This is a genomic window from Ciceribacter thiooxidans (genome assembly GCF_014126615.1).
In the GTDB taxonomy this organism is placed as follows: Bacteria; Pseudomonadota; Alphaproteobacteria; order Rhizobiales; family Rhizobiaceae; genus Allorhizobium; species Allorhizobium thiooxidans.
In genome coordinates this window covers 2,270,823-2,283,958 of sequence record NZ_CP059896.1, presented here as the reverse complement: position 1 = coordinate 2,283,958, position 13,136 = coordinate 2,270,823, and the positions used below count along the sequence as shown (strand labels likewise).

At 63.3% G+C, this 13,136-nt stretch carries 12 protein-coding genes and 1 tRNA gene; 8 read left to right on the top strand and 5 right to left on the bottom strand.

What is annotated here, in order from left to right; genetic code table 11:
• Positions 1-296: 296 nt before the first annotated feature.
• Positions 297-749: a host attachment protein gene (locus H4I97_RS11070; protein WP_182304711.1), complete on the top strand. Its 453-nt coding sequence runs from the start codon at positions 297-299 to the stop codon at positions 747-749.
• Positions 750-821: 72 nt separating this feature from the next.
• Here H4I97_RS11070 and H4I97_RS11065 read toward each other — a convergent pair whose 3' ends face one another.
• Positions 822-1,169, bottom strand: coding sequence for a hypothetical protein (locus H4I97_RS11065; protein ID WP_182304709.1), 348 nt, complete (start codon positions 1,167-1,169; stop codon positions 822-824).
• Between the two features lie 291 nt (positions 1,170-1,460).
• Here H4I97_RS11065 and H4I97_RS11060 point away from each other — a divergent pair, with 291 nt between their 5' ends.
• The 4 genes from H4I97_RS11060 (at position 1,461) to fabF (ending at position 5,199) form a co-directional block, all read left to right on the top strand.
• Positions 1,461-1,901, top strand: a complete 441-nt coding sequence (locus H4I97_RS11060; RefSeq protein ID WP_182304707.1) for a glyoxalase superfamily protein — start codon at positions 1,461-1,463, stop codon at positions 1,899-1,901.
• A gap of 87 nt (positions 1,902-1,988) precedes the next feature.
• Positions 1,989-3,356, top strand: coding sequence for an MATE family efflux transporter (locus H4I97_RS11055; protein ID WP_182304705.1), 1,368 nt, complete (start codon positions 1,989-1,991; stop codon positions 3,354-3,356).
• A 61-nt stretch (positions 3,357-3,417) separates the two neighbouring features.
• The gene (locus H4I97_RS11050; RefSeq protein WP_244658625.1) at positions 3,418-3,837 is read left to right on the top strand and encodes a MarR family winged helix-turn-helix transcriptional regulator; all 420 of its coding nucleotides are present in this window, start codon (positions 3,418-3,420) and stop codon (positions 3,835-3,837) included.
• Positions 3,838-3,930: 93 nt separating this feature from the next.
• Positions 3,931-5,199 carry a beta-ketoacyl-ACP synthase II gene (gene fabF, locus H4I97_RS11045; protein ID WP_182304703.1) on the top strand — a complete coding sequence of 423 codons (1,269 nt, stop codon included), beginning with the start codon at positions 3,931-3,933 and terminating at the stop codon, positions 5,197-5,199.
• A 67-nt stretch (positions 5,200-5,266) separates the two neighbouring features.
• Here the strand turns inward: fabF and H4I97_RS11040 are convergent, their stop codons facing one another.
• Both H4I97_RS11040 and H4I97_RS11035 read right to left on the bottom strand, forming a co-directional pair.
• Positions 5,267-6,490 carry an acyl-CoA dehydrogenase gene (locus H4I97_RS11040; protein ID WP_182304701.1) on the bottom strand — a complete coding sequence of 408 codons (1,224 nt, stop codon included), beginning with the start codon at positions 6,488-6,490 and terminating at the stop codon, positions 5,267-5,269.
• Positions 6,491-6,713: 223 nt separating this feature from the next.
• Positions 6,714-7,748, bottom strand: coding sequence for a calcium-binding protein (locus tag H4I97_RS11035; protein ID WP_182304699.1), 1,035 nt, complete (start codon positions 7,746-7,748; stop codon positions 6,714-6,716).
• Between the two features lie 206 nt (positions 7,749-7,954).
• On the opposite strand from H4I97_RS11035, the gene H4I97_RS11030 reads away from it, so the two are divergent.
• Both H4I97_RS11030 and H4I97_RS11025 read left to right on the top strand, forming a co-directional pair.
• The gene (locus H4I97_RS11030) at positions 7,955-9,172 is read left to right on the top strand and encodes an NAD(P)/FAD-dependent oxidoreductase (protein WP_182304697.1); all 1,218 of its coding nucleotides are present in this window, start codon (positions 7,955-7,957) and stop codon (positions 9,170-9,172) included.
• Between the two features lie 9 nt (positions 9,173-9,181).
• Positions 9,182-9,988: an aldolase/citrate lyase family protein gene (locus H4I97_RS11025; RefSeq protein ID WP_182304695.1), complete on the top strand. Its 807-nt coding sequence runs from the start codon at positions 9,182-9,184 to the stop codon at positions 9,986-9,988.
• A 138-nt stretch (positions 9,989-10,126) separates the two neighbouring features.
• Here H4I97_RS11025 and H4I97_RS11020 read toward each other — a convergent pair whose 3' ends face one another.
• Together H4I97_RS11020 and H4I97_RS11015 are read right to left on the bottom strand one after the other, a co-directional pair.
• Complete coding sequence (locus tag H4I97_RS11020) at positions 10,127-11,059, bottom strand: tyrosine-type recombinase/integrase (protein WP_425306235.1); 933 nt, start codon at positions 11,057-11,059, stop codon at positions 10,127-10,129.
• A 284-nt stretch (positions 11,060-11,343) separates the two neighbouring features.
• Positions 11,344-12,381: a porin gene (locus H4I97_RS11015; protein WP_182304691.1), complete on the bottom strand. Its 1,038-nt coding sequence runs from the start codon at positions 12,379-12,381 to the stop codon at positions 11,344-11,346.
• 586 nt (positions 12,382-12,967) lie between these two features.
• Here H4I97_RS11015 and H4I97_RS11010 point away from each other — a divergent pair.
• Positions 12,968-13,058: transfer RNA gene (locus H4I97_RS11010), tRNA-Ser, on the top strand.
• Positions 13,059-13,136 lie beyond the last annotated feature (78 nt).

The following is a 13,136-nucleotide window of genomic DNA, read 5'->3' as shown; positions in this document are numbered from 1 at the left end:
CCTTTTTCGAGGCTGCAGCAAAAGCCTTGTAGTGCCGTCAACGGAATTCATCGATTTTTAGCGAAATGATATTTTGCCGGATTAGCGGGGATCGGGACGCCTGCCGCTGCGTTGTCACTTGATCGCAATCAATGTTGTGCCGCTTCGACCGGCCTAGCGTCGGAAGCACGGGCGCCCTTGTCATGGAGCGAGGGCGGCACCGAGGGCAGGTATATTCGCGCTTGCTTGAACAGGCCGGACGACATGCCTACAATCATCAAAAGGGGGCGCACGGCCCCGCAACCAAGGAGGCAGACATGAGCCGGATCGTAATTGGTCGGAAAGCCTGGGTGGTGGTATGCGACGGCGGCAAGGCGCTGTTCCTGCGCAACGACGGGGATGCCGACCTCGTCAACCTGACGGTCGCCGATCACATGGGGCAGCATGTCGAGGCGACCCGAGACCTCGGCACGGACCAGCCGGGCCGCTCCTTCTCCTCGGTCGGGTCGGGCCGCAGCGCCATGGGCGAGACCGACTGGCACGAGCAGGCCGAGGCGGACTTCCTGAAGGAGATCGCCGCAAAGATCTCCGAACTGGTCGAGGCACATGAGATCAAGGCGCTCATCCTCGTTGCGCCACCGAAGGCGCTCGGCATACTGCGTGGTGCGCTGGACGGGCTGCCGGAAGGCGTCGTTCGCGCCGAGGTGGCCAAGGATCTGGTGAAAGAGACCGTTCCGGAACTCGAAAAGCACCTCGCATCGCTGGAATAACGTCCGCGAGAGAACAAGAAAAACGCCTCCGGTCTCGCGGCCGGAGGCGTTCTTGTTTGGTGCAGACGTTCTTTAGAGCTCGAACGAGAGCCGCACCACGTGGTGCAGGAACTCCGGATCGATCAGCATGTTGAAGCCGACGGTCACCTTTTCTTCCTCCCGGCGGATGAAGGTGCAGCCGATCTCGTCATGAATGCCGAGGATTTCGAGGAAGAAGTGGTTGGGCAGCATCACATGCGGGCTGAGCTCGATCTCGGCACCGTAGAGCGAGATCGTCCTGACGAGGCAGCGCAGCGAATTCTTGGTGCTCAGGTGACGGCCGACGAACACGATTTTGCCGGGCCGGTCGACCGAGTATTTCTCGTAGACCTGGTCCTGCGGAATATCCCTTTTGGCGTCCGGTGTGACCTTCAGAGGCATTTCACCCTCCCTGATTCGACGTCATGCCTTCAATCTAGCGAAAGATTACTGACGTTTCCTCAACGTGTATTCTCGATTTTTCCCGACGTCCGATCGTCGGCCGTGGGCGCTTCTTGACAGAACGGTGCCGGCACCCCATTAAAAGGGTCGGTTGAGGCGCCGGCCGCTCGCGGGTGAAAACCTTTGGTGAAGTCCTCCCTCGTTCATGGAAAGCCCATCACGTGCATGCGTCATGGGGCAATGCGAGCCCCCTGTTCAAGAATACGCGTGCGACGGAAGAAGGAGGCTGCCATGACCATGGCCCATCTGACCATTGACGACCTGAAATCACAGGCCCGCCGGCTGCGCGAGGCGATGTCCACGGCGGGAACCCCGCTCACCCACAGCGCTGCGCTCGAGCTCGTCGCCAAAAGCCACGGCGCGCGCGACTGGAACACGCTGTCGGCACTTGCCGCGAGAACCGACAACGTGCCGGCGCCTCCGGCCGTGGTCGGCGCGGTCGTGACCGGCGAGTATCTCGGCCAGCGATTCCGCGGCAAGGTGCTTGCGCTGCGCAAGCTCTCGAACAGCGACTATCACGCGATCACGCTGCATTTCGACGAGCCGGTCGATATCGTGACTTTCGACAGCTTCTCGGCGTTTCGCCAGCGCGTCAGCGGCACGATCGACGGGCGAGGGGTCTCGCCCCAGCGTACCTCGAACGGCCGTCCGCACATCGTGCTCGACGCATAGCGCCGACCGGTTCTCAATCCATCCAGTTCGAAGACGCGGTCCGGAACGGCTTCATTGCCGGTCCGGCGCCCGTTGTCAGGATTCGTCATGACATCCCAATCCCTCGGAAATCCCTACCTCGCCGGAAGCATTCCCCGGCTCTTCCTGCGCACGGCGACGCCGATCGTCGCCATCATGCTACTGAACGGCCTCTACGTTATCGTCGACGCCTGGTTCCTCGGCGCCTATGTGGGTGCTGCGGCACTCTCCGCGGTGACGCTTCTCTTTCCCGCACTGATGGCGATGCTGGCATTGCAGTCGCTCGTCGCCTCCGGCATGGCGAGCATTCTCGCCCGGCGTCTCGGTGCGGGAGAAGCGGCGGGAGCGTCATCGGTCGTCGCCTCCGCTCGCCGGCTGGCGCTCGCGATCGCGGCCCTTCTCAACCTCTTTTACTGGACGCTCGGGCGGGACCTCATCCCTCACGCGGCCGGTGGCGACGACGAGGTGGCGAGGCTCGCCGAGGCCTTTATGGCGGTCGCCGTGGTGGCCCAGCCCGTGGCCATGTTCCTCGCCGTCGAGATCGACCGGCTGCGTTGCGAGGGGCGAATCGCAACCATGACCCGCATCACGGTCGCCGCAGCACTCCTCAACATTCTCCTCAACTGGCTGATGATCGCCGTGCTCGGGCTTGGTGCGGCGGGCTCGGCGCTGAGCTCCGCCACGGCCCAGGCGGCCTGTCTCGCCGCCGTCGTCGCCTGGCGCCGGCGCCACGTGGCAGGCGATGCGATGGCGAGCGGGCGGGCGAGCCTCGGCGAGATGCGCGGCATTCTCGCCCTCGGTGCGCCGGCAAGTCTCGGGCTTCTCGGCATCTCGCTCGCCTCTGCGGCGATCATCGCCAATCTCGCGCGGTGGCAGACGGTGCACTACGTCGAGACGGTGGCTGCCTACGGCATCGTGACCCGCATCCTCTCCTTCGCCTACCTGCCGCTGATGGGGCTGGGACTCGCCTTCCAGACGATCTGCGGCAACAATTTCGGTGCCGGAGAGCGTCAACGGGTGGCAGGGAGCCTGGCGATCGCCGTCGTTTCGGCCTTCTTCTACTGCGTTGCCGTCGAGGTGCTCGTCGTTCTGGCGGCCGCGCCGATCGGCCGGACGTTTTCCGCCGATGCGCTGGTGGCGGCCGAGTTCGTCCGGATCATCCCCTGGATGCTCGCGGTCTATGTCCTGTTCGGCCCGGTGATGATGCTCGGCGCTTATTTCCAGGCGATCGGCGATGCGGGGCGAGCGGCCCTCTTCGGATTGGCGCGGCCTTATCTGCTCTCGGTCCCGCTCACCTTCCTCCTGCCGTTCTTCTTCGGCGAGGCGGGGATCTGGCGGGTCTCTCTCTTTGCCGAGACGGGCATGGTGGCGCTGGCGGCGCTGGTAATTACGCATGGCCGGCGCCGCGGCCTGGCTTACGGACTGCTGCCGGCCTGAGCGCAGCCGGCCACGGCATTCGGCATTGACACGGCGCGCGTCGTCACCACAAGGTTCGCCCATGTCAATGCCCGAAGAACTCGCCGACTGCCTCGTCCTCAATACGGTTTCCGCGGCGCGGTCCCTGCTGCGCCGCTACGACGCCAGGCTGAAGCCCTTCGGCGTCACGGTGCAGCAGTTCTCGCTTCTCGGGGCAATCCGCTCCCACCCGGAGGAGCCCGTGGCCTTGCTGGCGCAACGCATTTCGCTCGATCGCACCAGCCTGACCCGCAATCTGGACCTTCTCGAGCGCAAGGGCCTCGTCCACCGTCTCGCCGGCGCCTCCGGCAATGCCAGGTTCTGTGCCCTGACGGAGGCGGGCGATACGCTCCTCGACCAGCTCGTCGTCGAGTGGCGCAAGGCCCAACCGGGCCTGCTGACCGGCCTTTCCGCCGACGAGATCGCCACCTATCTCAAGGTCGCCCGCCATCTGGCGCGATGAGCCTTCGGTCTACTGCGGCAAGTTGCTGCTTGTATAGTGTATATGCACAGTGTAAATGCACGAACGCAGAACAGTACAAGCGGGAGATCGTGGATGCATGAACCAATCGTCATAACGGGCCTCGGTGCCGTGTCGCCGCTGGGCGCCGGCGTCGACGCCACCTGGAGCCGGCTGCTTGCCGGTGAGAGCGGTATTCGCACCAATACCCGCTTCGACACCGAAGGCTGGAAATGCCGGATCGCCGGGCTGGTGCCGAGCCATACGGCCGACCCGCAGGGCTTCGATCCCGAAGCGGCGATGGACCCGCGGGAACTCCGGCGCAGCGACCTCTTCATCCACTACGCCATGGCGGCGGCAAAGGAGGCGCTGGACCAGGCCGGCTGGCATCCGGAAGATCCGGCCGACGGCATGCGCACGGCGACCATCATCGGCACCGGTGTCGGCGGCGTGCCGGCGATCACCGCGGCGACTGAACTGATCCGCACCTCCGGCACGCGGCGCCTCTCGCCCTTCGTCGTTCCCTCCTTCCTGCCCAATCTCGCGACCGGTCAGGCTTCCATCCGCTTCGGTTTTCACGGTCCGTCAGGCGCTCCGGTTACGGCCTGCGCCGCCTCCGCGCAGGCGATCGGCGATGCCATGCGCCTGATCCGCAACGGCGAGGCGGACATCGCGCTCTGCGGCGGCACGGAAGCCTGCGTGGACCCGGTTGCGATCGGCGGCTTCACCGCGGCAAAGGCGCTCTCCTTCGGCTTCAACGACGAGCCGCATCGCGCCTCCCGTCCGTTCGATGCCCGTCATGACGGATTCGTCCTTTCCGAGGGTGCCGCCATGCTCGTGATCGAGCGGCTCGGCCACGCCGAGGCGCGCGGCGCTCGTCCGCTGGCGGTGCTCTCCGGCTACGGCACCACCACCGACGCCCATCACGTCACGGCGGGCTGGCCCGACGGGCGCGAGGCAGCCCGCGCGATGGAACTGGCGCTTGCCGCGGCAGGGCTTGCGCCGGAGAAGGTCGGCTACGTCAATGCACACGCGACATCGACGCCGGTCGGCGATGCGGCGGAACTGGCGGCGCTGGAAAGGGTCTTCGGACCGCGCGGCGGGGGCGTTGCGGTGAGCTCCACCAAGTCGGCTACGGGGCACATGCTCGGAGCGGCCGGCGCGATCGAGGCGGTCTTCTCGGTCCTCGCGATCCGCGACGGGTTGCTGCCGGCTGGCCTCAATGTAGAGGAGCCGGCGCCGAAGGCGGAAGGCTTCAACCTGCTGACCGGCAAGGCGTCACCGGTTCGGGTCGACCACGTCCTGTCGAACGCCTTCGGCTTCGGCGGGGTGAATGCCGCCCTGGTCTTCAGCCGCTTCGGGTAACGCTCAAGTAAGAAGCCGCGCCGGTCGCCCGGCACGGCTTCTTTTTGATCGGGACTGTCGCCGAGGCTTACTGGAACGCCTGCAGGCCGGTCTGGGCGCGGCCGAGGATCAGCGCATGAATGTCGTGCGTGCCCTCGTAGGTGTTGACGGCTTCCAGGTTCATGACGTGGCGGATGACGCCGTATTCGTCGGAGACGCCGTTGCCGCCGTGCATGTCGCGGGAGACGCGCGCGATGTCGAGCGCCTTGCCGCAATTGTTGCGCTTCATCATCGAGATGAGTTCGGCCGGTGCACGATGCTCGTCGAGAAGACGTCCGAGGCGCAGAACACCCTGCAGTCCGAGGGCGATCTCGGTTTCCATGTCGGCGAGCTTCTTCTGGACGAGCTGGGTGGCGGCGAGCGGCTTGCCGAACTGCTTGCGATCGAGCGTGTACTGCCGTGCGGCATGCCAGCAGAATTCAGCGGCACCCAGCGCGCCCCAGGCGATGCCGTAGCGGGCGCGGTTGAGGCAGCCGAACGGGCCGGCGAGGCCAGAGACGTGCGGCAGCAGGTTTTCCTCCGGAACGAAGACCTCGTCCATCTGGATCATGCCGGTGACGGAGGCGCGCAGCGAGAACTTGCCTTCGATCTTCGGCGTTTCGAAGCCCTTCATCCCGCGCTCGAGGATGAAGCCCTTGATCTTGCCGTCATGGGCGTCGGACTTCGCCCAGACGACAGCGACGTCGGCGATCGGCGAATTGGTGATCCAGTTCTTGGCGCCGGAGACGAGATAGCCGCCGTCGACCTTCTTCGCGCGGGTGATCATCGAGCCCGGATCGGAGCCGTGGTCGGGCTCGGTGAGGCCGAAGCAGCCGACCCATTCGCCGCTTGCGAGCTTCGGCAGGTACTTGGCGCGCTGTTCGTCGGTGCCGTAGGCGAAGATTGGGTGCATGACGAGCGACGACTGTACCGACATGGCGGAGCGGTAGCCAGAATCGACGCGCTCGACTTCACGGGCGACGAGACCGTAGGAGACGTAATTGGCGCCGACACCGCCGAATTCCTCCGGGATGGTCGGGCCGAGGAGACCCAGTTCGCCCATCTCGGTCATGATCTCGCGATGGAATATCTCGTGGCGGTTGGCCTCCGTCACACGGCTCGCGAGCTTGTCCTGACAATAGGCGCGGGCGGTGTCGCGGATCATGCGCTCTTCGTCGGTCAACTGCTCCTCGAGGAGGAAGGGGTCATCCCAGACGAAGGCTGCCATCTTGGCACGCGCCTGTTCCGGTGTTGCTGGATGGTGGTCTGTCATGTCGCCGTCCCTGCATGAGTTCGGTAGATTTTGGCCTATTGCTACATCACCTTTCATGGAAGGAAAAGCTTTAAGTTTGCGGCGATTAGCCAAAATCGTTTGAATTTTACGAGCGCATGATGTCATTCCATTACGGAATGACGTGAGCCAATCCCTTGAGCTGAAACGAAAAAGGCCCGACACCTCGTTCGAGGTGCCGGGCCTCCGTTTCATCCCTGGTGGATCAGAGATAGAAATCGCTCGTATACATTTTCGAGAGGCCGGAGACGCCGACCTGGAAGTCTGCGACGCCGTCGCCGTTCACGTCGCCGGAGAGAACGCCGCCGGAGAACCGCAATTCGCCCTCCGTGTGGCTGAAGGCCGCCGTGCCGATGAAGTCGAAGATCTGGTTGCCGGTGTGGTGGGTGTCGGCGTCGATCGTGCGCAGGTCGATCTTGTCGCTTTCGCCGTGATGGAAGTCGGTGATGACATCACGATAGGTGCCGACGCGGCTGTCGCTCAGCTTGGTGAAGTGGAAGATGTCGGCGCCGGTGCCACCGGTCATCACGTCGCGGCCGGCATCGCCGTAGAGCCGGTCGTTGCCCGAGCCGCCATAGATACGATCGTTGCCGTTGCCACCCAGCAGGATGTCGTTGCCGGCGTACCCGTTCAGAAGGTCGTTGCCGTTGTCGCCCCAAAGCGTGTTCGCGACGCTCGATCCGAGGATCGTGTCGGCGTAACCGGTGCCGACGGCGTTCTCGATGCTGATCAACGTCTCCCGCTCGGAGCCGGTGGCGGTCGCATAGCCGTTGCCGAGATCGATCTTGATGCCGTAGCCCCTGAGGTCGGCATCGCCGTCCTGGATCTTGTAGCTGATCAGGTCGGTGCCGGTTCCGCCGTGGAAGGTGTTCTCCCAGCCGACGGAGTAGAAGCGGTCGTTGCCGGCCTCACCGTTATAGATGCTCTGGTAGGTGTAGACCTGGATCGCGTCGTTGCCGTCGCCGGCGTTCACCTGGTCGACGTAATCCGTCGCTGTCGAGAAGCCGGTGCCGATATAGACGTCGTCGCCGGTGCCGAGATAGATGCGGTTGCCGCCCTCGAACGTGTTCTCGACGCGGTCGCTGCCACTGCCGGCGCTCACATAATTGAAGCCGCCATAGTAGCCGCCCAGATTGAGGTAGATCCGGTCGTTGCCGCCGTAGGCGTAGATGTTCACGTAGGCGTAGCCGTCCTGATAGATGACGTCGTTGTAGCTCGTGCCGTAGATGTTGGTTGCCATCGGGATGTCCTCCTGGATGCAGGGCTTGGCATTTGTCTGGATAGTTGTCCCTCGTGGCTGAATGCAGGCTGAACGGCGGAATTGTCGTGGCGCGGCCGCTGTTTGCTTGACGGGCCGGCGGCTTTGGCGGTACCCCTTGAAGCCATTCCTTGCCGGCGGGCCGGCGACTTCCCACGCCATTTTTTCGGGTTTTTCAGGAGAGCAACGTGACGGGCAGACTGGTCATCGTCGGGGCAGGTCAGGCGGGATTTGCGGTCGCCGCCAAGCTCCGGAGCCTGAAGGACATGCGGCCGATCACGATTCTCGGCGCCGAGGACTGCCTTCCTTACCAGCGCCCGCCGCTCTCGAAGAAATACCTGCTCGGCGAGATGACCTTCGACCGGCTGCTCTTCCGCCCGGAAAGCTGGTTCGCCGAAAATGCCGTCGAGATCCGGCTGTCGACGCCGGTAGAGGAGATCGCCCGCGACGACAAGGTCGTGCGTCTCTTCGACGGAAGCGTGATTTCTTACGAGACGCTGGTGCTGGCGACCGGAGCGACGCCGCGTCGGCTGCCGGCTGCAATCGGCGGCGATCTCGACGGCGTCTATACCGTTCGCGACCGCAAGGATGCGGACATGATGGCCGCTGAGATGAAGGAGGGGCGTCGGCTTCTCATCATCGGCGGTGGCTATATCGGCCTCGAAGCCGCAGCGGTCGCCCGCAAGCTCGGTGTCGAGGTCACGCTGATCGAAATGGCCGACCGCATCCTGCAGCGTGTCGCGGCGAAGGAGACGGCGGACGCCATGCGCGCCATCCACCGGAAGAACGGCGTCGACATTCGCGAGAAGACCGGGCTCGTGCGCCTGATCGGCGAAGAGGGCAGGGTGAAGGGCGCCGAACTCTCCGACGGTTCGGTGCTCAACGTCGACTTCGTGATCGCCGGTATCGGCGTGACGCCGAACGACCGGCTGGCGGTCGATGCCGGTCTCGAAACGGCAGGCGGCATCGTCGTCGATGCGTTTGCCCGCACCTCCGATCCGTCGATCTATGCGGCGGGCGACTGCACCGTCTTCACCTGGAAAGGTGCCCCGGTGCGACTCGAATCGGTGCAGAACGCCGTGGATCAGGCGGAGGCCGCTGCTGCCGTCATCGCCGGCGGCTCAGATTCCTATGATCCGAAGCCGTGGTTCTGGTCCGACCAGTACGACGTCAAACTGCAGATTGCCGGCTTCAACATGGGCTATGACGAAACGGTGCTGCGGCCCGGCAGCCGCGAGGAGAGCCTCTCCGTCTGGTATTATAAAGAGAGGCAGCTGATCGCCGTCGACGCCATCAACGACGCCAAGGCCTATGTAACCGGCAAGAAGCTGCTGGAGCTCGGCCGCAATGCCGACAAGGCGGCGGTCGCCGATCCCGCCTTTGATCTCAAGACGCTGCTTTCCTGAGGGGAATCGATGACTGTCCGTGAAAACCTGTTCAAGAAGGCAATCCGCGAAGGCCGCCCGCAGATCGGTCTCTGGCTCGACATGGCCGATGCGCTCGCGGCCGAGATCGCCGGTCATGCCGGTTTCGACTGGCTGGTGATCGACGGGGAGCATGGTCCGAACGACCTGCGCAGCATCCTCGCCCAGCTTCAGGCGCTCTCGTCGTCCACGGCCGAGCCGGTGGTGCGGGCACCCGTCGGCGAGACCTGGATGATCAAGCAATTGCTCGATATCGGTGCGCGGACTTTGCTGATCCCGATGGTCGACTCGGCCGAACAGGCGCGTGAGCTGGTGCGGGCAGTCCGCTATCCGCCGCAGGGCGTGCGCGGCGTCGGCGCCGCCGTCGCCCGCGCCTCCGCCTTCAACACCATTCCCGACTATGCGGACACGGCCTCCGACGGCATCTGCCTTCTCGTCCAGGCCGAAAGCCGTGCGGCGATCGCCGATCTCGAGAATATTGCAGCAGTCGACGGCGTCGACGGCGTCTTCATCGGACCGGCCGATCTCGCCGCCGACATGGGCTTCCTTGGCCGCATGGACGCACCGGAGGTCCAGTCGGTGATCGAGAACGCGATTGCCACCATCCTGAAGGCGGGCAAGGCCGCCGGCATCCTGACCTTCAGCGAGGAGCTCAATCGCCGCTACCTCGAACTCGGCGCAAGCTACGTCGCGGTCGGCGCGGACGTCACGGAATTCTCCGGCGCGCTGCGCAGCCTGCGCTCGCGCTATCGCGACGGCGGGACCGCTCCCAACGAGGCCCGCCGCGCCGGTTATTGACGCGGCAGCACGGGCACTGCGGCAGGGGAGGCGACGTCCGAGACGTTACCGCGGCTTTTTTTTGAGATATCTGCAAATTTAGGAAGGGCGATGCCCGGACGGGCGGGAACGACGCCGCGGAAGGGATCTCCGCAGCGATTACTTGGCGGAAGCGGCGCGCTCCAGGATCGGCACACACATGTCGAGATCATGCGAGGCGAGGTGCGCATACCGCATGGTCATCTGCAGGGTCTGGTGGCCGAGCCACATCTGGACGCGGCGGATGTCGATGCCGCCCTGCACGAGGCGCGAGGCACAGGTATGGCGCAGGATGTGCGGAACCACGTCCTTGTCGTCACCGAGCCCGATGACATCCTTCGCCTGGTGCCAGGCAATGCGGAAGCGCTGCTGATCGATGTCGCTGAACGGTCCCGGCTTGCGCTTGTCGGAGGCGGCGATCGCCTTCGCCGCGCGGTGGGTGAGGGGGACCGAGCGGCTGCGCCCGGACTTGGTCACCCAGAAAGTCGCTCGGCTTTCGGTGATATCGCCCCAGCGCAAGTCGAGGCCCTCGCTCAGGCGCGCACCGGTATCGACGAGGAAAATGCAGAAGCGGTAGTAGAGTTCGGAATGGGACCGGATCTCGCCGAACAGCGCAGTTTCTTCCTCTCCGTCGAGGAAACGGATGCGTCCGGCCTTTTCTTTCTGCCGCTTGAACTCCGGCAGACTATGTATGTCGCCCATCTTGTACGCCTTTCGCAGTAGCTTGCTTAAGGCCGCCATCTTGCGGTTGATGGTGGCATTGCTGTTACCGCGCTTGCGCAACTTACCAATCAGTTGGTCGAGCATTTCCTGGGAGAATGAGGAAAAGCTCGGAGTATCGAGAAGGTCGTGAAGCTCACTAATGAAATTGGTTACATTGTATTTATGGCTGCCGTTGAGCCAGAGAAGATCGCCGTACTTGCCGAACATGGCCCGCAGCGAGGTCTCCTTCACCTCCATCGGCGTATTGAGGCGATACTGGTAGTGAACAAGATAGGACGGCAGTTCGACCTGCTGATCGAAATCCAGTGTCTTCGTCTCCGCCTTGCTCACGCGCAATCCCTCAAAAAACGCAACAAAACCTACGTCCCGCATAAGTGCGGGCTCATAAAGTTATGCCTAAAATCTATCTTCAACAACCATGCAAATGCGCGGGGTAGTCATTCCATGCCAATGCAGACTGTGGACTCTTGCAGGCCTCCTTCTCTCTTTCGGATATGATTTCGGATGCCGAAATCGCCATAAACAAAGGAAAGATCTTCAGACCCGACGCCTCCCACGACCGGGAAAGGTCCGGCTCGAAAGCCGGACCTCAATTTCACGTGATCGCCTGACGATCAGAAGGAGCGTTCCAGACGGAAGAAGCCGTCCCAAACGCCGTCTACGCCGGCAGCGTCGGTGTCGCCGTACTGAACCGAAACCTTGGTGGTCAGGCCTTCTGCGATCTTGTAGTCGAGCGTTACGCCGGCGCGCCATGCGTCGTCGTTCGAGAACTCGTCCGCGGAGACCAGGCCAGTGTTCCACCAGTACTGGAAGCCGGGGGTCAGGCTCAGCTTGTCGGTGAGCTTGGCCGAATACGAAGCGGCAACGGTCCATTCGGAGACGTCGTAGTAAGCATTCGCACCAGACGACCAGATGGCGGCGAGGCCGAGGGTGCCCGGGCCGACTTCGGCTTCGAGGATACCGCGAACGGCACCGTTTTCAGCCGCAAAGTCATAACCGCCGAGCAGGTAACCGGTAACCGGACCGAAGGTGGCCGAAACCTGGCCTTCGATGCCGACGCCGTCCGTGCCGGCGTAGCTGATCGGCCAGCCGGTGTACGTGTCGGAGAGTTCGTCTACGAAGACGCCGACCTTGAAGGCGTCGGAAGCGTATTCGTAACCGATCGAGTTGATGCGGTTCGAGCCAAGGTTGTCGGTTTCGCCGGCGAGACCCGAATCCCAGTAGTTGTACATGTAGCCGACCTTGAAGCCGCCAGCAGTGATGTAGGCTTCGTCGATTTCGAAGGCGCCGCCGTTGTAGTCTTCTTCAGCCCAGGTGCGCAGGGCGATGAAGGAGCCGATCGTGCCGATTTCGGAGTCGTTTTTGGCTTCGACCGAGAGATAGGCGCGGGTACGGGCGTCCATCGAGAACTCGTCGACGCCGGCAGGAACGTTCGGATCGTCAACCCAGTCGAGCTGAGCACGGACGTAGCCACCGATCTTGAGGCAGGTTTCGGTGCCGGGGATGTAGAAGTAGCCGGTGCCGAAAGCGTCGCAAACGCGAACGTATTCCATCGGCTCGGGCTCGGCAGCAACGATAGCGTCGGCAGCCTGAGCGCCGGAAACTACTGCGAGAGCAGCAGCGGAGCCGAGAAGAAGGCTCTTGATGTTCATATTGACCTCCAGTCAAGTTTCATATGGGTCTGGGTTCTTTGGCTGAAGGACAGCATTCCCTGCCCCATCCCCGTCGGTTTCAGAAGACGGACGATCCACCGCCTCGCTTCCGAGACTGAAAATACAAAACGCGTCCCGTCATGCAATCACCAAACAGCCGAAAGGAAGTTATCGCACCCCCCTTCCCAAGGGCCTGTTGCCGAAAGGACACAAACCGGCCTCTCCGACGGCCCACTTCTTTACCCTTTATTAAGAAAGTCCTTTCTTATGCGGCACTTAACGAAAGTGACGAGGATTAAGCCGCCTGCGGTGAGCACGGCGATTCTATGGCTTTTCGTGGATAAGGAAGAGGCTTGCAGTCCCGATTGCCGGCTGGAGACGGGGCATCGCTGTGCCAACTTGGCACGCCGATACCCTGGATTGAGGAGTGGAATCGGCTTTCGACGGGAATTCACGGCGAATCGCGCGTCCCCCGGGCAAACGATTCTCGGACGCGGCAGCTCGGCGGCGCCGACCGTGGGGAAAATTTGGAATCCGGCGAAAAGGCCTTGCAATCGGACCCTTATGCAAATAATCAGGCCGCACCGGAGAGGTGGCCGAGTGGTCGAAGGCGCTCCCCTGCTAAGGGAGTATACGTCAAAAGCGTATCGAGGGTTCGAATCCCTTCCTCTCCGCCACTTATGTGGCATCGCCGCCGACGACCAGCGCGACACTCTCATCATCGTTCACGGTTTCATTAATTAAGGCGCCAGCTA